At 69.0% G+C, this 24676-nt stretch carries 22 protein-coding genes; 11 read left to right on the forward strand and 11 right to left on the reverse strand.

Going from position 1 to position 24676, the window contains the following annotated elements; all coding sequences use genetic code 11:
* Positions 1 to 67: 67 nt before the first annotated feature.
* Entirely contained in the window at positions 68 to 1765 is a 1698-nt protein-coding gene (gene ilvD, locus A5727_RS02145) for a dihydroxy-acid dehydratase (protein ID WP_068243699.1), read from the reverse strand.
* Between the two features lie 78 nt (positions 1766 to 1843).
* On the opposite strand from ilvD, the gene A5727_RS02150 reads away from it, so the two are divergent.
* The 4 genes from A5727_RS02150 to A5727_RS02165 all read left to right on the forward strand — a co-directional run bounded on the left by A5727_RS02150 (position 1844) and on the right by A5727_RS02165 (position 5217).
* Positions 1844 to 2467, forward strand: coding sequence for a DUF305 domain-containing protein (locus A5727_RS02150; RefSeq protein ID WP_068243701.1), 624 nt, complete (start codon positions 1844 to 1846; stop codon positions 2465 to 2467).
* Positions 2464 to 2763 (forward strand): copper-sensing transcriptional repressor RicR, encoded by a 300-nt coding sequence (gene ricR, locus A5727_RS02155; RefSeq protein WP_068243704.1) that lies wholly within the window; start codon positions 2464 to 2466, stop codon positions 2761 to 2763. The genes A5727_RS02150 and ricR overlap by 4 nt, the downstream gene beginning before the upstream one ends.
* A 62-nt stretch (positions 2764 to 2825) precedes the next feature.
* The gene (locus tag A5727_RS02160) at positions 2826 to 4046 is read left to right on the forward strand and encodes an MFS transporter (protein ID WP_068243707.1); all 1221 of its coding nucleotides are present in this window, start codon (positions 2826 to 2828) and stop codon (positions 4044 to 4046) included.
* A 151-nt stretch (positions 4047 to 4197) separates the two neighbouring features.
* Positions 4198 to 5217, forward strand: a complete 1020-nt coding sequence (locus A5727_RS02165; RefSeq protein WP_082949549.1) for a L,D-transpeptidase — start codon at positions 4198 to 4200, stop codon at positions 5215 to 5217.
* A 121-nt stretch (positions 5218 to 5338) separates the two neighbouring features.
* Here A5727_RS02165 and A5727_RS02170 read toward each other — a convergent pair whose 3' ends face one another.
* The gene (locus tag A5727_RS02170; protein WP_068243712.1) at positions 5339 to 7324 is read right to left on the reverse strand and encodes a M13 family metallopeptidase; all 1986 of its coding nucleotides are present in this window, start codon (positions 7322 to 7324) and stop codon (positions 5339 to 5341) included.
* Positions 7325 to 7365: 41 nt separating this feature from the next.
* On the opposite strand from A5727_RS02170, the gene A5727_RS02175 reads away from it, so the two are divergent.
* Both A5727_RS02175 and A5727_RS02180 read left to right on the forward strand, forming a co-directional pair.
* Entirely contained in the window at positions 7366 to 7980 is a 615-nt protein-coding gene (locus tag A5727_RS02175) for an Rv1363c family protein (RefSeq protein WP_068243714.1), read from the forward strand.
* Complete coding sequence (locus A5727_RS02180) at positions 7977 to 8672, forward strand: hypothetical protein (RefSeq protein ID WP_068243718.1); 696 nt, start codon at positions 7977 to 7979, stop codon at positions 8670 to 8672. The genes A5727_RS02175 and A5727_RS02180 overlap by 4 nt, the downstream gene beginning before the upstream one ends.
* A gap of 56 nt (positions 8673 to 8728) precedes the next feature.
* On the opposite strand, the gene A5727_RS02185 is transcribed toward A5727_RS02180, so the two are convergent.
* Genes A5727_RS02185 through A5727_RS02195 form a run of 3 tightly spaced genes read right to left on the reverse strand, consistent with a single transcriptional unit; the run spans position 8729 to position 12593 of the window.
* Positions 8729 to 9133, reverse strand: coding sequence for a CoA-binding protein (locus A5727_RS02185; protein WP_068243987.1), 405 nt, complete (start codon positions 9131 to 9133; stop codon positions 8729 to 8731).
* A 53-nt stretch (positions 9134 to 9186) separates the two neighbouring features.
* Positions 9187 to 9675, reverse strand: coding sequence for an XRE family transcriptional regulator (locus A5727_RS02190; RefSeq protein ID WP_231991929.1), 489 nt, complete (start codon positions 9673 to 9675; stop codon positions 9187 to 9189).
* Between the two features lie 2 nt (positions 9676 to 9677).
* A complete protein-coding gene (locus A5727_RS02195) occupies positions 9678 to 12593 on the reverse strand; it encodes an MMPL family transporter (protein ID WP_068243725.1) in 2916 nt (971 codons plus the stop codon).
* Positions 12594 to 12946: 353 nt separating this feature from the next.
* Here A5727_RS02195 and A5727_RS02200 point away from each other — a divergent pair, with 353 nt between their 5' ends.
* The 4 genes from A5727_RS02200 (at position 12947) to A5727_RS02215 (ending at position 16037) form a co-directional block, all read left to right on the forward strand.
* Positions 12947 to 13438 carry a hemophore gene (locus tag A5727_RS02200; RefSeq protein ID WP_068243726.1) on the forward strand — a complete coding sequence of 164 codons (492 nt, stop codon included), beginning with the start codon at positions 12947 to 12949 and terminating at the stop codon, positions 13436 to 13438.
* A 159-nt stretch (positions 13439 to 13597) separates the two neighbouring features.
* Positions 13598 to 13972 (forward strand): heme-binding protein, encoded by a 375-nt coding sequence (locus A5727_RS02205; protein ID WP_068243729.1) that lies wholly within the window; start codon positions 13598 to 13600, stop codon positions 13970 to 13972.
* Between the two features lie 53 nt (positions 13973 to 14025).
* Positions 14026 to 14694, forward strand: a complete 669-nt coding sequence (locus A5727_RS02210) for a response regulator transcription factor (RefSeq protein ID WP_082949557.1) — start codon at positions 14026 to 14028, stop codon at positions 14692 to 14694.
* Positions 14691 to 16037: a HAMP domain-containing sensor histidine kinase gene (locus A5727_RS02215; RefSeq protein ID WP_068243738.1), complete on the forward strand. Its 1347-nt coding sequence runs from the start codon at positions 14691 to 14693 to the stop codon at positions 16035 to 16037. The genes A5727_RS02210 and A5727_RS02215 overlap by 4 nt, the downstream gene beginning before the upstream one ends.
* Here A5727_RS02215 and A5727_RS02220 read toward each other — a convergent pair.
* From A5727_RS02220 to A5727_RS02230, 3 genes are read right to left on the reverse strand one after another with little or no spacing between them, the layout of a single operon-like run.
* The gene (locus tag A5727_RS02220; protein WP_068243741.1) at positions 15996 to 16373 is read right to left on the reverse strand and encodes a DUF3054 domain-containing protein; all 378 of its coding nucleotides are present in this window, start codon (positions 16371 to 16373) and stop codon (positions 15996 to 15998) included. The genes A5727_RS02215 and A5727_RS02220 overlap by 42 nt on opposite strands.
* Positions 16370 to 17596, reverse strand: a complete 1227-nt coding sequence (locus tag A5727_RS02225; RefSeq protein WP_068243744.1) for a M23 family metallopeptidase — start codon at positions 17594 to 17596, stop codon at positions 16370 to 16372. The genes A5727_RS02220 and A5727_RS02225 overlap by 4 nt, the downstream gene beginning before the upstream one ends.
* A gap of 41 nt (positions 17597 to 17637) precedes the next feature.
* Positions 17638 to 18843 (reverse strand): lysylphosphatidylglycerol synthase transmembrane domain-containing protein, encoded by a 1206-nt coding sequence (locus A5727_RS02230; RefSeq protein WP_068243747.1) that lies wholly within the window; start codon positions 18841 to 18843, stop codon positions 17638 to 17640.
* Positions 18844 to 18924: 81 nt separating this feature from the next.
* Here A5727_RS02230 and A5727_RS02235 point away from each other — a divergent pair, with 81 nt between their 5' ends.
* The gene (locus A5727_RS02235) at positions 18925 to 20076 is read left to right on the forward strand and encodes an AI-2E family transporter (RefSeq protein WP_068243751.1); all 1152 of its coding nucleotides are present in this window, start codon (positions 18925 to 18927) and stop codon (positions 20074 to 20076) included.
* A 61-nt stretch (positions 20077 to 20137) separates the two neighbouring features.
* Here A5727_RS02235 and mmpL3 read toward each other — a convergent pair whose 3' ends face one another.
* The 3 genes from mmpL3 to trmB form a co-directional block, all read right to left on the reverse strand.
* Entirely contained in the window at positions 20138 to 23077 is a 2940-nt protein-coding gene (mmpL3, locus tag A5727_RS02240; protein ID WP_068243753.1) for a trehalose monomycolate exporter MmpL3, read from the reverse strand.
* A gap of 88 nt (positions 23078 to 23165) precedes the next feature.
* On the reverse strand, positions 23166 to 23846 hold the full coding sequence (locus A5727_RS02245; RefSeq protein WP_068243759.1) for an NYN domain-containing protein: 681 nt from the start codon (positions 23844 to 23846) through the stop codon (positions 23166 to 23168).
* A 2-nt stretch (positions 23847 to 23848) separates the two neighbouring features.
* On the reverse strand, positions 23849 to 24640 hold the full coding sequence (trmB, locus tag A5727_RS02250) for a tRNA (guanosine(46)-N7)-methyltransferase TrmB (protein ID WP_082949550.1): 792 nt from the start codon (positions 24638 to 24640) through the stop codon (positions 23849 to 23851).
* Positions 24641 to 24676 lie beyond the last annotated feature (36 nt).

A 24676-nucleotide genomic window follows, 5' to 3' on the forward strand; every position in this document is an offset into this window, starting at 1 on the left:
GACGAGCCAGTTACGGGCCCTGTGATGTGGTCCGATTCGGAATCCGCTCTGCTGGAGCGGGTCTGGGCTAAGTGCAGACCGCGCCGACGGCGGCCGAGCCGACCAGCTTGGTGTACTTCGACAGCACCCCGGTGGTGTAGCGGGGCGGCAGTGGCTCGAAACCCGCTTTGCGGGACTCGAATTCGTCCGCGTCGACGAGGATGTCGAGAAGTCCCCTCCCGACGTCCAGGCGGATCCTGTCTCCGTCGCGCACGAACGCGATGGGTCCGCCGTCGACGGCTTCGGGGGCGACGTGCCCGACGCACAGGCCCGTGGTGCCCCCAGAGAACCGCCCATCGGTCATCAGCAGCACGTCCTTGCCGAGGCCCGCGCCCTTGATGGCGCCCGTGATCGCCAGCATCTCGCGCATGCCCGGCCCGCCCTTGGGCCCCTCGTAACGGATGACCACCACGTCGCCGCCGGTGATGGTGCCGTCCTCCAGTGCGTCCAGTGCGGCCCGCTCGCGCTCGAAAACCCTTGCGGTGCCTTCGAAGACATCGGAATCGAAGCCCGCCGACTTCACCACCGCGCCGTCCGGGGCCAGCGACCCGTGCAGGATCGTGATGCCGCCGGTGGGATGGATCGGCGCCGACAACGCCCGCAACACCTTGCCGTCGGGGTCCGGCGGCGCGATGTGGGCGAGGTTCTCGGCCATGGTCTGACCCGTCACGGTCAGGCAGTCGCCGTGCAGCAGACCGGCGTCCAGCAGGGCCTTCATCACCACGGGGACGCCACCGATGCGATCGACGTCGTTCATGACATAGGCGCCGAAGGGTTTGACGTCTGCCAGGTGCGGCACCCTGTTGCCGACCCGGGTGAAGTCCTCCAGCGTGAGCTTGACGCCGGCCTCGTAGGCGATGGCCAACAGGTGCAGCACCGCGTTGGTGGACCCACCGAAGGCCATCACCACGGCGATGGCGTTCTCGAAGGCCTCCTTGGTCAGGATGTCGCGCGCGGTGATCCCGCGGCGCAGCAGTTCGACCACGGCGATGCCGCTCCTGCGGGCGAAGCCGTCGCGGCGGCGGTCCGTGGCCGGCGGGGCCGCCGACCCCGGAAGCGACATCCCCAGGGCCTCGGCGGCGCTGGCCATGGTGTTGGCGGTGTACATGCCGCCGCATGCCCCCTCGCCGGGGCAGATGGCCCGTTCGATCGCGTCGACGTCCTCACGCGACATCAGGCCGCGGGCACACGCCCCGACCGCCTCGAAGGCGTCGATGATGGTGACGTCCTTCTCGGTGCCGTCGGACAGCTTGGCCCGACCGGGCAGGATGGACCCGGCGTAGAGGAACACGCTGGCCAGGTCCAGTCGAGCCGCGGCCATCAACATCCCGGGCAGCGACTTGTCGCAGCCCGCGAGCAGCACGGAACCGTCGAGGCGCTCGGCCTGCATCACGGTTTCGACCGAATCGGCGATGATCTCTCGGCTGACCAGTGAGAAGTGCATTCCCTCGTGGCCCATCGAGATGCCGTCGGACACCGAGATGGTGCCGAACTCCATCGGGAATCCGCCCGCCTCGAACACGCCCTCCTTGACGGCCTTGGCGAGGCGGTCCAGCGACAGGTTGCACGGCGTGATCTCGTTCCAGGACGACCCGACGCCGATCTGGGATTTCGCGAAGTCCTCGTCGCCCATGCCGACGGCGCGCAGCATGCCGCGCGCGGCGGCCTTCTCGAGGCCGTCGGTGACGTCGCGACTGCGGGGTTTGATGTCCGGGGCTGGGGCCATGCGGACCAGTATGGCCCGCTGAGCAGCCGTTCCGATCAGTTTTGGATACCCTCCAGGGGTACCGGGTACGGTGGGTTCATGACTCGTAACCGTCTGCTCGCGCTCCTGGCGGCCTCTGCCGCCGTTCTCTTCGTGTCGGCATGCAACAACGCGGCGCCGGGGGAGGCCGGCGACGGGCACACCGACCACAGCCACGACGTGCCGACCGTCGAGATCACCGGCGAGCCCGCGGGCTTCGACGCCGACGACGTCGCCTTTGCCACCAACATGATCCCGCACCACGAGCAGGCCGTGGAGTTGTCCGCCCTGGTGCCGGATCGCAGCACCAACGCCGAATTGCTCGCACTCGCCAAGCAGATCTCGGCGGCGCAGGAACCCGAGATCACCACCATGAAGGCGTTCCTGGTGCAGTGGAGCGGCGGTGAGGACCATCCGTCCTCCGGCCACGACGGTCACGGGGGACACGGCGATATGGCCGGGATGGTCGACGAGGCCACGATGGCCAGGCTCAAGACGCTGCAGGGCCCCGAATTCGACACACTGTGGCTCGAGTCGATGATCGCCCACCATCAGGGTGCGGTCGAGATGGCCAAGGCCGAGCTGGCCAACGGCGTCAACACCGACGCGAAGACGTTGGCGCAGAAGATCATCGATGCGCAGCAGGCCGAGATCGCCCAGATGCAGAAGATGCTCGGATCATGACGGACGAGGTCGGCGCGCACGGCTATTCGCCCAACAAGGAGAACTACGCCAAACGCCTGCGGCGCATCGAGGGGCAGGTGCGCGGCATCGCCAAGATGATCGACGAGGACAAGTACTGCATCGACGTCCTCACTCAGATCAGCGCCGTGACCAGCGCGCTGCAGTCGGTGGCGCTCGGTCTGCTCGACGAACATCTCGGGCACTGCGTCAGCCACGCCGTGGCCGAGGGCGGGGACGAGGCGGACCGGAAGCTCGCCGAGGCGTCCGCCGCCATCGCGCGTCTCGTGCGGTCCTGAGTGGGACGCCGCGCGGCGGCGTCCCACACCGGCGTCGCCGAAGTCGATACCGTGGCCCCACGATGACTGTCGCCGTGCGACCCGACCCGACCCGCCCGTGGACGCCTCGCGTCGCGGTGCAGTTGGCGGTGCTGGCGACCGCGGCCTTCATCTACGTCACCGCCGAGTTGGCGCCCGTGGGCGCACTCCCCGCGATCGCGGCGGATCTCGATGTCAGCGAGGCCCTGGTGGGCACGCTGGTGGCCGGATACGCCCTGGTCGCCGCGGTGATGACCGTCCCGTTGGTGCGCTGGACCGCGCGGTGGTCGCGACGACGGGTCCTGCTGGTCACGTTGTGCACCCTGACCGTCGCGCAGGCCTGCTCGGCGCTTGCGCCGGACTTCGCGGTGCTCGCGTCGGCCCGGGTGGTCAGCGCGATGACGCACGGCCTGATGTGGTCGGTGATCGCGCCCATCGGCGCCCGGCTGGTCCCGCCGTCCCACACCGGGCGCGCGACGACCGCGGTGTACGTCGGTTCGGCGCTGGCGCTGGTCGTGGGCAGCCCGCTGACCGCGGCCATGAGCCAACTGTGGGGATGGCGTCCCGCGTTCGCGGTCATCGCGCTGGCGGCCGGCGTCGTCACCGTCGCGGCCCGGCTCGTGCTGCCCGAACTGAAGGTTGACGCGCAGGCCGGTTCGGGCCGTCGTGCGCGCCGTTTCGTGGGGTCGCGGCTGAACCTGCTCTGCGGGCTGACGGCCGTCGGGGTGGGCGCCCACTTCATCGCCTACACGTTCGTCGTGGTGATCATCCGCGACGTCGTGGGTGTGGACGGGCCCCGGGTGGCCTGGCTGCTCGCCGGGTACGGCGTCGCGGGCCTGACCGCCATGGCCGCGCTCGCGGGTCCCCTCGACCGACGGCCCAAGGCCTCGGTCCTGGCGGGGCTGGCCAGTCTCTCGGTGGCGCTCGCGGCGTTGGCCGCGATGGCGTTCGGCCCGGCCCACGGCATCGCCACGGTGGTGGCCGGCAGCCTGGCGATCATGCTCTGGGGTGCGATGGCGACCGCACTGCCCCCGATGCTGCAGGCAGCCGCGATGCGCGCGGCCCCCGCCGACCCGGATGCCGCATCGGGGCGGTACGTCGCGGCGTTCCAGATCGGCATCATGGCAGGTTCGCTGGCTGGCGGAATCCTCTACGAGACCTCCGGAATTGCGGTCACGATCGCGATCTCGGCGTTGCTGATGATCGGTGCCTGCGCTGCTGTTGCCGCCAGCCGCGGACTGTTCGACACCACGGCCGGGAATTGACGCTGTAACAAAGCTCGTGGTCACGACGATGAAACGCTCAAGTCGCGACCATGTGAGTCGGGTCTGGATGGGTCGTGGGCGGCCCGTGCAACCAGTAGCTGGTCTGCTGGCTGTGCGACACTGGACCGAGCCGATGACTGGAGGTTGGTACATGGCGAGCTTTATCGGAAGCCGCGCCGCGAAGTCGGTTGCCGCACTTTTGGGCACCGCCGCACTGTTGTCCTTCGCGGTGACACCCGCGGTTGCAGACCCTGAGGTGACCCCGGGCGACCCGCCACCGCCGCCGGCCGTCGACGCGCCCGTCGACCCCTTCGCGCCCCCGCCGCCGCCGGCTGATCCGCTGGCTCCCGTGGCCGCCGAAGACCCGGCCGCCCCGGCACCGCTGAACAACTACGGCGCGCCGGCCGTGATCCCGGAGGGCACACCGGCGGGCCAGAACCCGCTGCCGTTCGAGGGCACCCCGCCGTTCCGGCCGCCCACCTTCAACCCGGTGAACGGGTCGATGGTCGGTGTGGCCAAGCCGATCTACATCAACTTCGCCGTGCCGATCGCCAACCGGCAGATGGCGCAGGACGCCGTGCACATCTCGTCGGTGCCGCCGGTGCCGGGCCGGTTCTACTGGGTCAGCGACACACAGCTGCGCTGGCGCCCGCAGGACTTCTGGCCCGCCAACACCGTCGTGACCATCGACGCCGCGGGCACCAAGTCGACCTTCCGCACCGGTGACTACCTGGTCGCGACGATCGACGACAAGACCAAGCAGATGGAGGTCATGCGCAACGGGAAGCTCGAGAAGACCTTCCCGGTGTCGATGGGCAAGCCCGACGGCAAGCATGAGACCAAGAACGGCACCTACTACGTGCTGGAGAAGTTCGCCGACATCGTGATGGACTCCTCGACGTACGGCGTGCCGGTGGACTCGGCCGAGGGGTACAAGCTCAAGGTGCAGGACGCGGTCCGCATCGACAACAGCGGCATCTTCGTGCACAGTGCGCCGTGGTCGGTGGGCGACCAGGGCAAGCGCAATGTCAGCCACGGCTGCATCAACCTGAGCCCGGCCAACGCCCAGTGGTTCTTCGACAACTTCGGCAGCGGCGATCCCATCGTCATCAAGAACAGCAAGGGTCTGTACAACCAGCCCGACGGTGCGTCGGACTGGCAGATGTTCTAGCCCCCTGCTGAACGCAGAAATCGCCCGGAATCACATGGATTCCGGGCGATTTCTGTGTCCAGACGATCTGTGTTCGGCGTGTGGGCGGACCCCGGTGGGCACGCTCGCTGCCGAGGCGCCGTCAGTTCCAGATGCGCACCCGCTGCTCGGGTTCGAGGAACAGCTCGTCGTCGGGGCCGACGCCGAACGCCTCGTAGAAGGCGTCCATATTGCGGACCACGCCGTTGCAGCGGAACTCCGGCGGTGAGTGCGGGTCCACCGCGAGGCGCCGGATCGACTCGGCGTCGCGGGACTTCGTCCGCCACACCTGCGCCCAGCCGAAGAACACCCGCTGAACGCCGGTGAGGCCGTCGATCACCGGGGCCTCCGCACCGCCCAGCGACAGCTTGTAGGCCAGTAGCGCGATCGACAGACCACCGAGATCGCCGATGTTCTCGCCCACCGTGAACGCCCCGTTGACGTGGTGCTCGCCGGACAGTCCGCGGGGGACGAACTCGTCGTACTGCTCGATGAGAGCCTTTGTGCGCAGCCCGAATTCGGCGCGGTCGGCGTCGGTCCACCAATCCACCAGGTTGCCGTCGCCGTCGTACTTGGCGCCCTGATCGTCGAAGCCGTGCCCGATCTCATGGCCGATCACCGCGCCGATGCCGCCGTAGTTGGCCGCATCGTCGGCGTCTGCGTCGAAGAACGGTGGCTGCAGGATCGCCGCGGGGAACACGATCTCGTTCATGCCCGGGTTGTAGTAGGCGTTCACGGTCTGCGGGGTCATGAACCACTCGTCGCGGTCGACCGGCCCGCCGAGCTTGGCGAGTTCGCGATCGGACTCGAGCTCGTGGCCGCGCCGGCAGTTGCCGTACAGGTCGTCGCGGTCGATCACTAGCTGCGAGTAATCCCGCCACTTGGCCGGGTAGCCGATCTTGGCCGTGAACTTGTCCAGCTTGGCCAGCGCGCGCTGCCGGGTCTCCGGCGTCATCCACTCGAGGTCGTTGATGCTGACGCGGTAGGCCTCCCGCAGGTTGGCCACCAGAACATCCATGCGCGCCTTGTGCTCAGGCGGGAAATGGCGTTCGACGTAGAGTTTGCCCAGCGCGTCGCCCATCAGGCCCTCCACCAGGCTCACCCCGCGCTTCCAGCGGTCGCGGATGGCCTCGGTGCCACTGAGGGTCCGACCGTAGAACTCGAAGTCCTCGGCGACGATGGCGTCGGTCAGCATGCCGGCGCGCGACCGGATCAGGCGCCACCGCGCCCAGTCCTTCCACTCGTCGAGCGAGGCGCCCGACCAGAGCGCGGCGAACGCCGTCAGGTAGTCGGGCTGGCGGACGACGAGTTCGGCCGCCTTCTCGGGGCTGCTGCCCAGCGCGGTGACCCAGCCCGTCCAGTCGAACCCGGGGGCCTCGTCGGCGAGGTCGGTGAAGGCGCGCAGGTTGTAGGTCAGGTCGGCGTCACGGCGCTTCACGACATCCCAGTGCGCGGACGCGAGCTTCTTCTCCAGCGCGACGATGCGCTCGGCGGTCTCCGCGTGATCCTGCTCGGTGCCGCCGAAGACCAGCGCGAACATCCGCGCGATATGGCCCGGGTACGCCGACAGGATGTCGGCGTGCTGTGGGTCGCGGTAATAGGACTCGTCGGGCAGGCCCAGCCCGGACTGGCTGACGTGCAGCAGATACCGCGTCGAGTTCTTGGAGTCGGTGTCCACGTAGACCCCGGCGCCACCCCCCACCCCGGCGCGCTGCAGCGCACCGATGACGACGGCCAGTGCATCGGCGTCGGTGGCCCCGTCGATCTGGGCCATCTCGTCGAGAAGCGGGGCGACGCCGCGTCTCTCGACGGCCGCCTCGTCGAGGAAGCTGGCATACAGATCGCCGATGCGCTGCTGGTCGGTGCCCGCCGGGGCACCGCTCGCGGCGGCCTCGGTGATCAGGTCGCGGACCTGTTCCTCGGCGCGGTCGAACAGCGACCGGAACGCGCCGTCGGTGGCGCGGTCGGCGGGAATCTCGTAGTCGGCCAGCCAGCGGCCGTTGACGTGACCGAACAGGTCGTCCTGTGGGCGGGCGTGGTCGTCGACGTGGCTCAGATCCAGGCCGCAGCGTTTGGCTTCTACCGTCACGGTTTCATCCTTACCAGAAGTCGCCGGGTACCCTCACGGCCATGCCTGACGCCGAGGTCACCGAGCCCGCCAGCAGCGCTGACGCCGCCGAGGTGCCGCCCCCCGGGCCGGTCTTCTCGCCCTACGGGATCGCCTCGGCGGTGCTCGCGGTCGTCGCGGTCGCCGGGCTGGTGCTGGCCGGGCTGATCTACTCGGGGCATCGCGACCAGGTCGACGAACTCGACCACCGCACCCGGGTCATGCAGGCCGCGGCTGACTGGACCGGTGTCCTGATCAACATGACCGCCGCGACCGTCGAGGCCAGCCTGCAGAAACTGCACGACGGCACGGTCGGCCAACTCAACGCCGACTTCGAGGCCGCCGTCACCCCTTACACCGACGTGGTCAAGACCCTGCAGTCGCAGACCCGCGGGCAGATCGAGGCGATCGCCTACGAGTCGGTGCACCGCGACCTCGACACCGAGCCGGGGGCGCCGCCGCCACCGCCCGCACTGCCGCAGGATGTCGCGTCCCGCACCGACACCGTGCTGATCATCGCGTCGTCGGTGAGTCAGAACGTCGGCGGCAAGCCCCAGACCGTGCGCTGGAATCTGCGTCTCGGGGTCTCCGAGGTCGATGGGCGACTGCTGATCTCGAGTCTGGAGTCCATGCGATGAGGAACACCTGGCGCGTGCTGGCCTTCGACATCGCCGCACCACTGCTGGCGGTCATCGCGCTCCTGGCGATCGGATCCTTCCTCGCCTGGCCGCTCTGGTGGGTGTCGGTCGCCTCGATCCTGTGCCTGCTGATCGTTGAGGCGATGGTCGTCAACGCGGTGCTGTGGCGTCGGGATCGGGTGACCGCCGGCACCGACGATGACGGCCCCGGTCTGCGGCTGGCGGTCGTCGCCGTCACGACCGCGCTGGTGGCGGCCTCGGTGGTGGTCGGCTACACGCGGCTGACGCTGCCGGACCGTCAGATGAACGCCGACGCGCAGGAGGTGGTGCGCCTGGCGACCGCGGTGTCGGAGGCGACGGCGACGTTCTCGCCGCAGGACCCGATGGCCTCCATCGAGCGGGCCGCGGCCCTGATGGCGCCCGCGCAGGCCGAGGCGTTCAAGGCCAACTTCGGCAAGTCGACCGAAGACCTCGCCCGCAAGAGGATCTCGGCGCAGGCGCAGACCATCTCAGCGGGGGTGGAGGCGCTGGGCACCGATGGCGCCAACGTGGTGGTCGTCATGCGAGGTACGCAGAGCGCACCCGGTGCGGCTCCGACGCGCGCGGTGCTCGCGCTGCGGGTCACGCTCGGCAAACCCGAGGGGCGGTGGGCGGTGCTCGACGTGGCGCCCATCAACACGCCCAATCCCTGAGGTCAGCACAGGAGCGGTTGTTCCGCCGTTCAGCGCAGGTGCGCGTGTTCCGCCGTTCAGCGCAGGCGCGCGTGTTCCACCTTGGTGCAGCGGTCCATCACGACCTCAATGCCCGCGGCCTCGGCGGCTCGGGCGACCTCCGCATCGATCAGACCCAACTGCAGCCAGAGGGTCTTCGGCCGCTGAGGGAGCGCCAGGATCTCGGCGAGCACCCCGGGCAGCTCCTCGGCGCGCCGGAACACGTCGACCATGTCGGGTACCACGGGCAGGTCGGCGAGGCTCGCGAATGCCGGGTCGCCGTCGAGGTCGGTGATGGTCGGATTCACCGGATAGACCGTGTACTGGCCTGTGGCGCGCAGGTAGTGGTACACGTCGTTGCTCGGCCGCGCGGGGTTGGCCGACGCGCCCACCACGGCGATGGTGCGGGTGGTCCGCAGGATTCGTTCGAGATCGTCAGACACGACGTCGAGCATGTCAGGTGTGGTGTGCCGGTGGTCGAGCAGATCCGAGGGGACTAGCCCCGACCGCGGCGCTGTTCCTGAATCTTGGCGAAGCGATCAGAGAGTCGCCGCATGCGGATCATGAGTGAGGCCGGGGGACTGACCTTGCCGCTCAGATAGACCGCGAGGTCCTGCGGAGGAATCCCGCTGCGCGAGGCGAACTCGGGATCGGACAGGCCCGAGCGGTCCATCAGGACGCGGATGTGCCGGGCGGCCTCAGCGCGTTCATTGGCCTCAAGGTGCTGGCGGCTGCGGGCGATCACCTCTTGCATCGCCTTGGAGACGCCGACGAGGTCGGCGTTGGCCAGAACCTCCTCCACCTGTCGGGCCGTGCGGCCGAAGGGGTCACGCTTGATCGCCAGGACGATGCGCTGCCACACACTGATGTCGCCGTCCTGCAGCGCAGAACGGATCGCCGAGGTGGGCCAGACTTCGACCGGACGCTCCGCGCCGCGTCCCGGAACTGCGTTGCCGTGGCTGCGGTCGGCATCCCTTGCTGCCAAGGTCACCTCGCCTCCTCAAGCATCGCCACGGCCACGGCCAGGCAGCGCTGTCTGACCCGATCCCATTCTGCCCGCCTGCCCGGTTCGGCCCACGCGCCCTCGACGTCGTCGGGGTCGGGCTCGGCGAGTCGGCGGACCAGGCTGGTCGCGACCCACAGACCTGCGGGTGTTCGCCCACAGTAATACCTGTCCATCCCCGACAGCACCAGCGCAGCGGTCTGCGGTTCCAGGACATCGACCAGATCAGCAAACTCCGCGTAGTCGGCGCCCTCATTGCGCGACATCAGCAGATAGGCCTTGAGACGCAGCGTCTCGGCGCCCGTCGGGATCTGCAGCCGGTCGCCCGTCGGCAACTGGACGGTCGTGGTCTCCAGGGGAGCGACGCGTTCCAGCACAGCGTCCTGGTGACCCAACTCGGTCTCGGTCGCCAACGCGTCGAGCGCGACGTCGAGACGGTCCCGCCACCGCGTCACCGGATGGACCGGCCGGGCGATGCGGTCGGTGCGTTCCTTGACGGTGCCGGAGCGGGTTGATTTCGGTGGAAGGGCGTCGTCGCTGCCGCGGACCCGGCCCGCCAGGCTCTGCAGCCCGGCGCAGCCTGAGAAGGCCAGCGGGTCGGCGACGGTGATGGCGTCGGGAGCCAGGTCGCGCAGCCGGGCCGACGACTTGACCACGACCCGCAGGTCGGCACTCGGCGCCACCAGCGCCGAGATGTCCTCGGGGATGATCACCAGGTCGCCGAGGTCGAGTTTGGGCAGCGGCTTCTCGAAGTCCACCGAGGGCAGAATGCGCGCCAGCCAGCGGGGCACCCACCAGTTCCACTGGTCGAACATCGCCATCAGGGCGGGCACCAGCACCAGTCGGACGACGGTCGCGTCCACCGCGATCGCGACGGCGCAGGCCACGCCCAACTGGGCGACCAGCGGCATGCCTGCGAAGGCGAACCCGACGAACACCGCGATCATGATCAGCGCGGCGCTGGTGATGGTCCGTGCACTCGTGCTGACGCCGTAGGCCACTGCGTCGCGGGTGTCACCGGTCTGCAGGAAGCGCTCGCGGATCCGGGTGAGCAGGAAGATCTCGTAGTCCATCGACAGGCCGAACGTCAGGGCCAGGACCAACGGCGGGATCGTGCTGTCGATCGAGGAGATGCGCTCGAATCCGAGCGCCTCCAGCCACCCCCACTGGAAGATCATCACGAGGCTGCCGTAGGCCGCTGCGACCGAAAGCACCGTCATCAGGACGCCCTTGAGTGCCAGCACGACCGACTGGATCGAGATCAGCAGCATCACAAAGGCGATCAGCGCGACGAACAGGAAGACGAAGGGTTCGGCTTTGGCGACCCGGTCGTCGAAGTCCTTGATCAGCGCGGTGGGGCCGCCGACGTCGACGGAGACGTTCTCCGCACCGGCTGCGCGGGGCAGTTCGCTGCGCAGCCAGTCGATCGTGCTGCGGGCCGCCATATCCTCCGGATCCACGCTCAGCACGCCGGACAGCAGCGCGCTGTGCTTGTCGTCGGAGATCGCCGGCGCAGAGACCGACACGATGTGGATGGCCTCGTCCATCTTCCGCGCGACGTTGTCGACCACGGCGGAGTTCGCGGGCGCGGACGCGTCACCGTCTGGGAAGGTCACCAGGACTCGGACCGGACCCAGCGCGCCGGGACCCAGAGCCTCGGCCGCCGCGCCCACCCCGCCCCGGATCTCGTGCGCCGACGGGAACTGCCGGAGCATGCTGTTGCCCAGGACGAGGGAGAACACGGGAGCGGCGAGCGCCAACAGGAACACCGTCGCCGACAACGCCGACACCCACGGCCGCTTCATCACCCAGCCGACCCAACGGGTCCAGAACCGGGACTGGGTGGACTCGAGACCGCGTCCCCAGTGCAGCAGGCGGGATCGCTTGGCCACCCGGCGGCCGAATATGGCCAGCACCGCAGGCGTCAGGGTCGTCGACGTCAGCACCGCGACGGCCACCGCCAGGATCGCGCCGGTGGCCATCGAGTTCAGCACGGGCGTGTTGATCAGATAGATGCCGGTCACCGAGGCGATCACGGTGGCGCCCGAGAGCACCACGGCCAGGCCAGATGTCGCCATCGACGCGTCGGTGGCCTGGCTGACGTCACGGCCCGCCCGCAGTTCCTCCCGGAACCGCATCAGGATGAAAAGCGAGTAGTCGATCGCCAGTGCGATGCCGAACATCGACACCGTTGACGTCACGAACACCGACATCGTGATGAACGACGACAGCCAGAACACCACGCCCATCGTGACGACCACGGTGCACACACCCAGCAGCAGCGGGACGGCCGCGGCCGCCAGCGAGCCGAACACCGCGAGCAGCACGATCAGCACGATCGGCAGGTTCCACTTCTCGGCTTCGGCGACGTCGTGCTTGGTGGTCTCCGACGCCGCCGCACCCAGGGCGCCCTGGCCGATGACGTAGAGGCGGACCCGGCCGTCGTTGATCTCGCCGGGCCGATCGCCGTTGATGCCGACTTTGGCGCGCAACTGCTTGGCGACGTCGACGGCACCGGAGTTCTCGAAATCCAGCTTCAGCGACACCACGTGGGGGCGGTCCGGGCTCGGCGCCGGCTGGGCGGGGTTGGGCACGATCTCGACGCTCGGGACTTCGCGCGCGACCCGCTGCAGGAACGCGACGGCATCGGTCATGTCGGCGTACGTCGCGTCGGCGCGCGGTGCGGCGACCAGGGCCAGCGGCGAGGCGCCCTGGTCGGGGAAGTGGTCTTCGATGGCGTACTGCACGCGCAGCGACTGCGAGTCGGCGACCTCGAAGCCGCCGCCGGTGAGATTGCCGGAATTGGTCAGCGCCAGATAGATCGAGGGCACCAGGGCGAGCAGCCACGTCGCGAAGACCAGCCAGCGGAATCTGCGCAGGTTGCTGCTCAGGCGCATCATGAACTGCTGGATGGTGGACTCCCGCGTCCTCTGCCGGAATGGGTGTGGCAGAGCCTACCGCAGCAGCCTGTGTCAGCACCTGACGAGGAAACCGTGCGCAGGACCGGTCTGTAATGTTCGCCACATCGTGACCTGCGCGCGATCTCTGGCCACCCGCGGTGTCGCATCCCGCGTCGTCGGCGTATCGGCTGGTCGGCCGCCTCAGGGCGCAGCCGAAGGATCGTCGCCCGGGACGGGGGATGGCACCATGGCAGGTGGCCAGCATCGAGTCGGGGACCTCGGATGGCCTGTGCGCTGAAACATCGGGGCCGGGCGGCCCGATAGATGTTCGCGAACCGTAAGGAGTGATCCCCATGGGCAGGACCGAACAAACGACGCGCCGCAGGGTGGGCGCTGTGCTGATGGCGACCGCATTCGGCGGCGCGGGCACGCTGCTGTTGCTGGGCCCGACGGCCAGCGCGGCCCCCGACCCGTGTGCGGCCAGTCAGGTGGCCAGGACCATCGGCACGGTCGCCAACAACACGGGCCTGTATCTCGAGACGCACCCCGACACGAACCAGGTGCTGACGCGGATCTCCCAGCAGGCCGCGGGCCCCCAGTCACTTGTCGCACTCAAGACCTACTTCGACGCCAATCCCGACGCGGCCAAGGACCTGCAGACCATCCAGCAGCCGCTGTCCTCGCTGTCCACGAAGTGCAAGCTGCCGATCTCGCTGCCCCAGGTTCTGAGCCTCATCCAGACCGCGCAGCAGGGCGGGGCCGCGCAGGTGACCGGCACGGGGCCGGCGCCGGGTCCGGTCGCCGCGGTGCCCGCCGCGACCGGCACCACCAGCACTCCCGGCTGACCGGCCCGGACGGGTCGATCCACCTGCAGATCCGCGACTTTCTCCGAATCACCTGACGACTAGGCAGGAAAGTGTCAAGCGAATCTGCTTGGATGAGCGAAGTCGCCTGCACGTCGCAGGTTCGACAAGGCCTTCACACCCCGTCTAAGGAGCTCGAACATGATGTTTTCCGCTCGTCGCGCGGTGATCGGCGTTATGGGTGCCGGTGCGCTCACCACAGCGGTTCTCATGGCTGCTGCACCGTCCGCGCTCGCCGATCCGCCGCCGCCGCCGAACTGCACCGCCGCAGACCTGGCGGGAGTCGCGTCGGGCGTGTCTGCATCGACCTCCGCGTACCTGTTCACCCATCCCGACGTCAACGCGTTCTTCACCAGCCTCGAGGGTGCCGACCACGACACCATCCGGGCCGAGGTGAAGAAATACCTGGACGCCAACCCCCAGACCCGGGCCGAGCTGGAGGGCATCCGGCAGCCGCTGGTCGACATCCGGGAGCGCTGCGGGACGGCTGGCGATCCCGCGCTGTCTGACGACTAGTGCCCCCTGTGGCCCATGAGCCCGCACGCGAAGGTGTGGGCCACACGGTCTTGATGGTCGACGACGATCCCGACGTTCGGACCTCGGTGGCGCGCGGGCTGCGCCATTCGGGGTTCGACGTCCGGGTCGCGGCCAACGGCAAAGAAGCCCTGCGGCTGCTGTCCAGTGAATCGCACGACGCGCTCGTCCTCGACGTGCAGATGCCCGAACTGGACGGTGTCGCGGTCGTGACCGCACTGCGGGCCCTGGGCAACGACATCCCGATCTGTGTGCTGTCGGCCCGGGACACCGTCAACGATCGCATCGCCGGTCTCGAGGCCGGCGCGGACGACTACCTGACCAAGCCGTTCGACCTCGGAGAACTCGTTGCGCGGCTGCGGGCTCTCCTGCGGCGGGCCAGCCATGCCGAGGAGCATTCCGACGCCATGACCGTCGGGCCGTTGACCGTCGACACCGCACGGCGACTGGTGTTCGTCGGGGGTGAGCGGGCCGACCTCACCAAGCGGGAGTTCGACCTGCTCGCGGTGCTGGTGGACAACGCAGGCGTGGTGCTGTCGCGGCAGCGACTCCTCGAGTTGGTGTGGGGCTATGACTTCGACGTCGACACCAATGTGGCCGACGTCTTCGTCAGCTACCTGCGACGCAAACTCGAACGCGAAGGTGTGCCGCGCGTGATCCACACCGTCCGCGGGATCGGATACGTGCTTCGGGCCGATCCGTGACCGATCCGGCACCGCCGAAGCGATGGCTGCGTTACCGCGCGTCGCTGCGCACCCGGGTCGCGAGCGCGGCCGCGATCGCCGCCGCGGCGGTGGTCGCAGCGCTCGTGGTGCTGACCTCGTTCGCGTTGGCCAGCAATGACGCGGCGCAACTCGACCGCCGCCTGGATGCCATCGTCGACGCCAGCACCGGCGGCAGCCGATCCAACGACGCGGCGCACGCGGTGTTCTTCACGGGTCGGTCGGTGCCGACGGGCGAGGTGGTGTTCCAGCGCGGACTGCAGCTGCCTGCGCGTCCGCCGGGCACCGACACCGTCACCGTCAACGGGGTCGAGTACCGCGTCCGCACGGTGATGTTGGACCGGCAGGGCGTCCTCATGTCGATCGGTATCCGGACCGACAGCATCCTGCTCAACCGTGCCCGCATCCCGCTCTACGTCGGCATCGCGGTGGTGGCCCTGCTGATCGCGGGCGGACTGGGCTGGCTGCTCGGCGGCGTGGCCACGCGTCCGCTGCGCAGGCTCACCGAACAGACGCAGCGCCTCGGTCAGGGCGGGGTCGACCAGATCGAACCCGTGCGCGGTGTCAAAGAGGCCGAGGATCTGTCGGAGGCCCTGATCGGCATGCTGCTGCGGTTGGCTGCCGCTCAGGCGTCGACGACTCAGTCGCTGCAGGCCGCACAGGATTTCGCGGCGAACGCGGCCCATGAACTGCGCACCCCGCTGACCGCGATGCGGGCCGACCTCGACACCCTGCGCATCCACGATCTGCCGCCCCATGAGCGCGACGAGGTGGTCGCCGACCTGGCGCGCGCCCAGCGCCGCATCGAGGCGACCATCACCGCGCTGGGGCAGTTGGCGTCCGGTCAGCTGGCACAGGACGAAGACCGGGAACTGGTCGACATCGAGGAACTGCTGGACCGGGTGGCGCGGGAGAACACCCGCCCCGGCGGCACCGTCGAGATCGTCGTCGACACGCATTTCGCCGAACCGACCGACGGCGTCATCCTGGGCTGGCCGGGCGGTCTGCGCCTGGCCGTGGACAACCTGGTCCGCAATGCCATCACACATGGCAGGGCGTCGCGCATTGTGCTGACCGCACGACGCGACGCCGACGAGATGGCGATCATCGTCGACGACAATGGTTGCGGGTTGCCGGCCGACGAGCACCAGATCGTGCTCGGACGGTTCTCCCGGGGAAGCACGGCCGCGGCGGGCGGATCCGGCCTCGGCCTGGCACTGGTCGCGCAGCAGGCCGCGCTGCACGGCGGGCACATCGAACTGTCCGACGGCCCACTGGGCGGGTTACGTGCGACGCTGACGGTCGCGGCGCCGGCTCAGGGTTAGCGCGCCGCGCCAGCCCAGCAGCAGCGCCGCCGTCACCAGCGAGGCGACGATGATGAACGAGACGGCCACACCCGCCGACGTCGCCTTGCGCAGCAGCATTCCGACGACGATCGTCGACACCCAGACCACCACGCCCGTCGGGGCGACCGCGGTGGGGGCGCGCCATCCGCGGGACGCGAGCCAGCCGACAGCCGCGCCGGTGAGGAAGGGCCAGGCCGTCTCGGCGATGCCCGCCAGCGTCATGCCTTCGGCATGGCTGCGCCGTCCGAGCGCACAGAACACCACGACGGACACGATGTCCGCCAGGACCGCGAGGAGAACTCTGCGTTGACTCATTGCGCGACAGAGTAGGTCATGACGTCCCGGTCCAGGGGAAGCACCTCGACCTCGTCGCGGGCGGCGAACCCGGGTTGCCGCGGTGCCGACTGCCCGGTGAACAGCTTGTCCACACTCTCGGCCGACGCCAGTCGCTCGTCCAGTCGGAAGGACTTGATGACGAACGGGAGGCCGTCGGCGGCCAAGGGGTCCGGGTTGTCCATCACGTGGAAGTGCAGGTGCGGGGCAGTGGTGTTCCCGGAGTTCCCCAGCTCGGCGATCTGCTGTCCCGGCTTGAGATCGTCACCCGGCTTGACGGTGATGCTGCCCGGTTTGAGGTGCGCGTAGAAGGCGTAGTTGCCGTCGCCGAGATCCTGCACGACGTGGTTGCCGCCGTACTGGTCGAGCGGCAGGCCCGACGGCGACTTGGACGGCACCTGCTCGGGCAGGTTGTCGACGACGGCCACCACCTTGCCCGCACCGACCGCGTGGATCGGCGCGGCGAAGAACGCGTAGCTCTCCAGTTTGGTGGGATCGCCACTGAACAGGCGGAAGTCGTCGGTCGTCTGCACGTAGTCGATCGCGAACCGCTCCGCGGCCCACAGCGCTCCGTTGATCGGGTTGAGCGCCATCCGGTGGGAGGAGGTGTCGCAGCACCCGTTGGCGTCGACCCAGTTGGCGCCCTGCAGCGGCGGGTCGATGGCCACGGGCTTGCGCGTCGAGACCGTCACCGGGGCCACGGGTTGCGTCAGCTTGGCTGGCACCAGTCCCGGGATCGGCTTGCTGACCGTCAGATCGACGGTGTGAGTGATGTCGGACGGCGGTTCGGTCCCGTTGTCGACGACCACGTCGAGCCACACGATGGCGGTGCCGCCGGCCGGGATCACGGTCGTCGGCGTCGCGGTGTCGCCCAGCGCCCGGGTCCAGTACTTCAGGTTGTCGCCGGACAGCGTCAACAGACTGCGGTCACCGCTCTTGGCGGTCAGTGAGTTGAGCGTGGCGTTGCCCGGCAGAGAGTTCGTCAGGACCAGCTCGTAGACCAGGTGCGTGCGTCCGTCGGTGGCCGGAACCGGGACCGGGGGAGCCAGCACCGATCCGATCAGCGGGGTCGCCATGGGCGGGGCCGCGCTCGTGGTGGTGGTGGTCTCGGTGGGGGCCGGGTTCGACGAGCATGCAACCATGCCGGTCGCGGCCAGCACGGTCGCGGCACACAGGAGCAGGCGGCGGGGCAGGGGACGCGTCATGGGGCAGATCAAATCACGGTCGGCGCATTGACGGGTCCACGTCAGGAATCCTCGTCGGCGCGTCCGGCCCGCTCGGGCCCCCGATCCTCCGGCCCTGGCGGCAACGGACCCTGCAGTGCGGAGTCGCCTGCGTCCGCGGCGGGTTCGGCCTCGGCGGCCGGCGCCGGCGCGCTCCCCGGGGTCTCCGGCGGTTCCGACGAGACGTCGGGATCGACCTGACTCTCGGTGCGGAACATGAAGAAGAACACCACCCAGCCGATCGCGGCGATGAAGATCCAGCTCACCAGCCGGTAGATCAGCATGGCTGAGATCGCGGCGGGCAGCGTCATCCCGCTGGACACCAGGCCGGGCACCAGCACGGCCTCGACCACGAGCAGGCCGCCGGGCATCAGCGGAATGGACCCGACGGCACGGGCCGCGGCGTAGGCGACCGTCAGCCCGGCCAGCGAGGGATGGCCGCCGGCGGCGTATGCCGCGAACGCCAGGCAGGCCACATCGCAGACCCAGTTGAAGAACGACCATCCGAACGCCGTGCCGAGCTGGCGACGGGTCAGGCTCACCGACTCGAGCTGGCGCAGGATCTCGCGCCACTTGTCCAGCCAGGTGTCGGCAGGCTTGCCGCGGAGCTGGTTGATCCAGGCCAGCACCCGCACGCCGATGCCCTCGAGCAGTTCCGGGCGGGACGCCACCGCCTGGGCCAGCAGCAGCAGGACGATGAACCCGCCGAGGGTGAACAGCAGTGAGAACGGATTGTTCTTGGCGCCCAACAGAAACGCGCCGCCGAGCCCGAGCAGCGCCAGACCCACCACCTGCAGGGCACCGGACATCACCAGCTGCCACGACGCCACCACCGGCGAAGCGCCCCACAGGCGCTGCTGCCGGTAGATGAAGGTCGCGCTGAGCACCGGGCCGCCCGGCAGCGTGGTGCTCAGTGCGTTGCCCGCGTAGAAGGCCGCCTCCGACCGCAGCTGCCGCACCCGCACCCCGGCGGCCCGCAGCAGTTCGCGCTGGATCTGCGCGAAGCTGTGCATCGAGAGCATCGCCGCGGCCAGGCAGGCCAGCACCCACCACCAGTTGGCGCTGAGCAGGCTGCGCCAGGCCTTGGCGAGCTGATCCCAGACCAGAGTGGCCTCAATCGTCAGCACGATGGCGACGACACCGAGGATCACCCAGCGCAGCCACCAGTACCTGCCGCGGCCAGAACCCGCCTCGTCGGTGGCGTCCCTGGCCGGCGCGTCGTGGGACACGCCGTTCAGGGTAACGGCGCGGGGCGCTCCCGAGCGTTCCGGAAGCCCGGCGCGCCCGGTATCCGCGGCTACGCTGACCAGATGTCATCGCCTCTGCCGGAAGATGCATCAGTCACACCACTGGTCCGCAAGATGTCCGCATGGGCATGGCGACTCCTCGTGCTGTTCGCAGCGCTGATCGCCGTGCTGTGGGTGGTCAAGAACCTGCTGGTGCTCGTCGTTCCGGTCGCGCTCGCGACGATGCTCACGGCGCTGCTGCTGCCCGCGGTGGACTGGCTGGACCGGCGTGGTGCGCCGCGCGGGGGCGCCGTGGCACTGGTGCTGCTCAGCGGTTTCGCGATCCTGGGCGGCATCATGACGTTCGTCGTCAGCCAGTTCGTCAAGGGTCTGCCGAGCCTGACCGAGGAGGTCACCCGCAGCATCGATTCGGCCCGGACGTGGCTGATCGAAGGTCCACTGGGGCTCAGCCGCGACCAGATCGACCACGCCGGCGACGCCGCTATCGAGGCCATCCGCAACAACCAGGAGCAGCTCACCAGCGGCGCCCTCTCGACCGCGGCCACCGTCACCGAGATCGTCACCGGCGCGCTGCTGGTGCTGTTCACGCTGATCTTCTTCCTGCACGGTGGCCGCAACATCTGGGCCTTCGTGCAGAAGATCTTCCCGGTCAGTGTCCGCGAACGAGTCGGCGACGCCGGGCGCGCGGGCTTCCACTCTCTGATCGGATACATCCGCGCGACGTTCCTGGTGGCCCTCGTCGACGCCATCGGCATCGGAACGGGCCTGGCGATCATGGGCATCCCGCTGGCCCTGCCGCTGGCGTCGCTGGTGTTCCTGGGTGCGTTCATCCCCCTGGTGGGTGCGGTGATCACCGGGTTCCTGGCCGTGGTTGTGGCGCTGCTGGCGAAGGGCTTCCTGTACGCCCTGATCACGTTGGGCCTGATCATCGCTGTACAGCAGTTGGAGGCCCACATCCTGCAGCCGCTGGTGATGGGGCGCGCGGTGTCGATCCATCCACTTGCCGTCGTGCTGGGCATCGCCGGCGGCGGTGTCCTGGCGGGCATCGTCGGCGCGCTGTTGGCGGTGCCGCTCATCGCGTTCCTCAACAGTGCGGTGCGGGTCCTGGTCGCCGAGGACCCCGAAGCCGAGGAGGAGCGCCAGGAGGCGCTGCTCGACGAGGGCCGAGGCCCGGTGATCGACGCCCCGGCCGACGAGGTGCCGGAGAAGTCCTAGCTGCCGAAACACCGCGAGCGTGCCGGGGAGACCCCGACACGCTCGCGGTGAAGAGAACCGGTTAGATCCGGCGGCCTTCGCGGCGCAGAAGATCCTGCGCGCTGACGCCCCCACCCCGGCGCGAGGTCTTCTCATCGTCCCCACGGGCGTTGAGCTTCTCGGTCGCGGCGTCGGTGTCGCTCTGGCGCGGCTTGCTGACCGGGATGGCCCGAGTCGCGGGCTCCTCGTCGGCAGGGTTCTGCGCCGGAATCGCGGTGGTGGCGTCCGACGGATCGCCGGGCCCCATCGACCGGGTCGGGTCAGACGACGGCCCGGACTGCGTATAGGGCTGCGGCGCAGAGCTTCCCGGCTTACCGCGGAGTTCGCCCAACCATGATTCGATCTCGCGCTCCCCGGACGCCGGCGGGCGCGGCGGCTGATTCCGCTGCGTCACCGACCCCGCCGCCTGTGCCGCGTTGCTGACAGCGTTGCGCATGGCGTTGCGGGCGGAGCTGAAACGTGTTGTCGGGACGTCGCTTTCGGCAGGATCGGGTTCGGGGCTGGGGAGGCGACGGGTGCCTGCGCCGGACGGGGCCTCGGGCAGCGCACGGGTCGGGGCCTCGCTGCGCGGCCGCGGCGGCAGGCCCGGTGCGGGATGGGTCGGGTCGTGCGGCGGACGACGGTCCGCGACGCCGGCGCCCACACCCACACTCACGGGTGCGTCCTCATCGGGCTCGCCGGTGGGATGCTTGCGCTCGTCGGGCAGATGGATCTCGCCGAGGCCCAACCTGTTCTGCCACACCTTCATCCATCGCGGCGCCCACCAGCAGTCGTCGCCGAGCATCTTCATGATCGCGGGCACCAGGAACATGCGGACCACGGTGGCGTCGAGCAGCAGCGCGAACAGCAGGCCGAACGCGAGGTACTTCATCATCACCAGGTCGGAGAACACGAACGCGCCGGCCACCACCGCGAGAACCAGCGCGGCCGCGGTGATCAGCCGACCCGTGGTGGCCGTACCGATGCGGATCGCCTCGGTGGTCGACATCCCGCGTTCGCGGGCCTCGACCATGCGGGACACCAGGAACACCTCGTAGTCCGTGGACAGGCCGTAGATGACCGCGATGATCAGGCCGATCACGGGCGCGGTCAGCGGGGTGGGGGTGTAGTTCAACACCCCGGCGCCGTGCCCGTCGACGAACATCCAGGTCAGGATGCCCAGCGTCGACCCCAGCGTCAGCACGCTCATCACCGCGGCCTTGATGGGCAGCACCACCGAACCGAAGGCCAGGAACATCAGCAGGGTCGTCGTGGTCAACAGGATGAGCGCCATCAGGGGCAGCTTGTGGAACATCGTCGCGATGCTGTCCTGCTCAAGCGCAGGCGTACCGCCCACCCACATCGTCACGCCCTTGGGCAGGGGGATGGCGCGCAACTCCTCCATCTTCTTGGCGGCGTCGTTGCGCACCTCGAGGCCGTTCTGGATGACCGTGACGTTGTCGGCGGTCTTCTCGGCCTTGGCGCTGGGGTCGTCCGGGTTGGGGGCGACGGCGCGTTCGGTCCACTCGGGGTTGGTGAACCCGGGGATGCTGGACGCGCGGGTCGCGATCTGCTCGACCTGCTCCGGCGTGGCGTCCTGGATGACGAGCGTCAACTGCTCGGTGCGGTAACCGGGGAAGGTGCGGTCGAAGTCCTCCTGCGCCATGCGGACCGAGTTGTCCGGCGGCAGGTACTTCTCGCTGATGCCGCCGAGCGCGAGCTTCCCGAGCGGGACGATCAGCAGGATCATGAGGATGATGATCGGCACGGCGAACACCACGGGCCGCTTCATCACACGGTTGACCAGCACACCCCAGAAACCCTGCTCGACCTCTTCGCGGGTCTTGGTCTTCTGCGTCTTGTCCGCGAGCCATTCGATGATGGCCCGGGAGAAGCCCCAGTTGCGCAGGAACGGCACCCGCAGCAGGGTGCGGACGCCGAACGCGTCCACGTTGGGGCCCAGGATCGCCAGGATCGCCGGCAGCACGGTGACCGACAGGATCGCGGCCAGCATCACCGAGGACATGCCCGCGTACGTCAGTGACTTGAGGAAGCCCTGCGGGAACAGCAGGAGGCCGGCCAGCGAGGCCACGATCAGGACGGCCGAGAAGACCACCGTGCGACCGGCGGTCATGACCGTGCGGCGCACCGCCGTTTCGGTGTCGTACCCCTCGGCCAGCTCCTCTCGGAATCGGCTCACGACGAACAGTCCGTAGTCGATCGCGATACCCAGGCCGATCAGCGTCACGACGGGCTGGGCGAAATAGTGCACCTGCTGGAAGTGCGTGATGATCATCAGGATGCCCATCGAGCCGGCGATGGCCAGACCACCGACCATGGCGGGCAGGAAGGCCGCGATGACGCCGCCGAAGACGAAGAACAGCACCACCGCGACCAGCGGCAGCGCGAGCACCTCGGCGCGCAGCTGGTCCTCGGCGATGGTGCCGGTCAACTCGTTGGCCAGCGGTTGCAGGCCCGCGAGTTCGATCTTGCCGTCGTCGACCTTCTCGAGGTCCTCCTTGACGTGCAGTTTGTAGTTGTTGAGGATCTCGTCGTCGTTGTCGCCCTTGAGCGGCATGATGATGAAGGTCCGCTTGCCGTCTTTGGTGTTGAAGCCCGATCCGCTCGGGTCGGCCGACGGGTCCTTCAGGTAGCCGACCCACTGCAGGATCTGGTCCGGATGGTCCTTCTGGACCTGGTCCAGTTCGGCGGCGACCTTCTTGGCCCAGACCGGGTCGTTGACCTTCTTGCCCTCGGGGGCGTCCAGGATCGCGACGATGTGACTGAGCCGGTCACGTCCGTACACTTCGTCGGCCAGCACCGAAGCCTTGACCGACTCGCTGCCCTCGTCGTAGAAGCCGCTCTGGGTGACGTGCTTGCCGAGGCTCATTCCGTAGATGCCGCCGCCGAGACACAGTGCAACCATCACCGCGATGACGATGAATCGGTATCGATGTACCGTTCGACCCCACCAGGCGAACACGTAAGCTCCTCAAAAGTCTTGATCAGCACGCGGTGCGTGCTGTAATCACGTCAAAAGTCTGTAGTTGTCTCTCACCAGGCGAATCGCGTCAAGCCCGGGAGGCGAGCAGCGACGACAGCGGTCGGAACGGCTGAAGCCACGCCCCCTCGTCTGGAAGCGAATCTAGGCCGATTCGCGGCAGCGGCTCCCGGAAAACGCCAGGAATGTCCTCCAGGTCGACGAACTCCAAGGTATCCGACGCTAGCGCCCAACTCGCATGTTCGCGAAATCCGAGCACCTGCACGGCCACGCCGTCCTCGCGGGCGATCTGCTCGAGCGGATGCCGGAACGCCTGCCCGTCCGCCGAGGCCACGAGCAGCGCGGCCAGCCCCTCCTGGCGTCGCAGGGCGATGTGGTTGAGCATATCGGCGTCGACGTCGCTGTCCTCGTCGATCTTGGGTTTGGCGAACACCGCGAAACCCACGTTACGCAACGCCTCCACCCAGGGCCGCACATTGTCCGCGCTGCCTGGGGCGATGTTCGTGAAGACGGTGGCCTCGGGTTCGACGCTCACCCCGGGCTCGTCGATGGCTTCGATGACCTCAGCGGTCCTGGCCAGCAGCCAGCGGCCCAGGGCGTCGAAGCGCGGGCGGTGCGCGGCGGTCGGTCTGCCCCCGAGGATCGCGCCCAGCCCCATGTCGAGGTTGGGTGCGTCCCAGACCAGCAGCACGCGCCGGACCGTCTCGACGTCCGACTCGCCCTGGGGGGCCTCGGTGCCCGAATCCACCATGGTCATCGGCGCTCCCAGACGAGCTCGCTGATCGCGCTGCCGACGTGGTGCGCCTTCGACTCGTACTTGGTGGTCGGGCGCTGCACCGAGATGGGCAGTCCGGGCTGCTCTTCGACGGGGACTCGGCGCAGCAGTGGTTCGGCGTCGCCCACCTCGGCGATCTGCGCGGCGTAGCCGGCGTGGTCGGTCGCCGCATGCAGCACGCCGCCGGGCCGCAGGCGATCGGCGATCAGCGCGACCGTCGCCGGCTGCAGCAGGCGACGTTTGTGGTGCCGGGACTTGGGCCAGGGGTCCGGGAAGAACACCCGCACCCCGGTCAGCGACCCCGGCCCGAACATGTTCTCGAGGACCTCGACGCCGTCGCCGCGGACCATCCTGATGTTGGTGACGCCCTCCCGGTCGATCGCGCACAGCAGCTGGGCCAGCCCGCGCTTGTAGACCTCGGCGGCAACGACGTCGATGTCGGGTTCGGCCTGCGCCATCGCCAACGTCGAGGTCCCGGTCCCGCAGCCGATCTCCAGGACCACCGGCGCGGTGCGGCCGAACCAGGCCGTCGTGTCCAGCCGGCCGGCGGGCCCGGCCTCGGAACGGGCCTGGGTGCCCAGCTGTGGCCAGACACGGTCCCAGGTGCGCTGCTGCTTGTCGGTCAGGGTCGAGCGCCGGGTCCGGAAACTGGTCACTCGGCGGTGTTCGAGGGGTGCGGAGCTGTCGGTACGGGCGGGCTCGGAGGGTTCAGCGACAGGTTTCGCTGACTCGGCCCCACGGTGCGCACGCATCCCCCCATCGTGACCCATGAGCGTCCGGGGACCTGCATCGTGGGACAGATTGAT

The organism is Mycobacterium sp. ACS4331 (assembly GCF_001667265.1).
Classification (GTDB): Bacteria; Actinomycetota; Actinomycetes; order Mycobacteriales; family Mycobacteriaceae; genus Mycobacterium.

Excerpts from the sequence above, each read along its gene's own strand:
- A5727_RS02205 (WP_068243729.1), top strand. The coding sequence starts at position 13,598 with ATGATGTTTTCCGCTCGTCGCGCGGTGATCGGCGTTATGGGTGCCGGT.
- A5727_RS02235 (WP_068243751.1), top strand. The coding sequence starts at position 18,925 with ATGTCATCGCCTCTGCCGGAAGATGCATCAGTCACACCACTGGTCCGC.
- A5727_RS02165 (WP_082949549.1), top strand. The coding sequence starts at position 4,198 with ATGGCGAGCTTTATCGGAAGCCGCGCCGCGAAGTCGGTTGCCGCACTT.
- A5727_RS02195 (WP_068243725.1), bottom strand. The coding sequence starts at position 12,593 with ATGATGCGCCTGAGCAGCAACCTGCGCAGATTCCGCTGGCTGGTCTTC.
- ilvD (WP_068243699.1), bottom strand. The coding sequence starts at position 1,765 with ATGGCCCCAGCCCCGGACATCAAACCCCGCAGTCGCGACGTCACCGAC.
- A5727_RS02220 (WP_068243741.1), bottom strand. The coding sequence starts at position 16,373 with ATGAGTCAACGCAGAGTTCTCCTCGCGGTCCTGGCGGACATCGTGTCC.
- A5727_RS02175 (WP_068243714.1), top strand. The coding sequence starts at position 7,366 with ATGCCTGACGCCGAGGTCACCGAGCCCGCCAGCAGCGCTGACGCCGCC.
- trmB (WP_082949550.1), bottom strand. The coding sequence starts at position 24,640 with ATGGGTCACGATGGGGGGATGCGTGCGCACCGTGGGGCCGAGTCAGCG.
- A5727_RS02160 (WP_068243707.1), top strand. The coding sequence starts at position 2,826 with ATGACTGTCGCCGTGCGACCCGACCCGACCCGCCCGTGGACGCCTCGC.
- A5727_RS02180 (WP_068243718.1), top strand. The coding sequence starts at position 7,977 with ATGAGGAACACCTGGCGCGTGCTGGCCTTCGACATCGCCGCACCACTG.
- A5727_RS02225 (WP_068243744.1), bottom strand. The coding sequence starts at position 17,596 with ATGACGCGTCCCCTGCCCCGCCGCCTGCTCCTGTGTGCCGCGACCGTG.
- A5727_RS02150 (WP_068243701.1), top strand. The coding sequence starts at position 1,844 with ATGACTCGTAACCGTCTGCTCGCGCTCCTGGCGGCCTCTGCCGCCGTT.
- A5727_RS02200 (WP_068243726.1), top strand. The coding sequence starts at position 12,947 with ATGGGCAGGACCGAACAAACGACGCGCCGCAGGGTGGGCGCTGTGCTG.
- ricR (WP_068243704.1), top strand. The coding sequence starts at position 2,464 with ATGACGGACGAGGTCGGCGCGCACGGCTATTCGCCCAACAAGGAGAAC.
- A5727_RS02210 (WP_082949557.1), top strand. The coding sequence starts at position 14,026 with ATGGTCGACGACGATCCCGACGTTCGGACCTCGGTGGCGCGCGGGCTG.
- A5727_RS02245 (WP_068243759.1), bottom strand. The coding sequence starts at position 23,846 with ATGGTGGATTCGGGCACCGAGGCCCCCCAGGGCGAGTCGGACGTCGAG.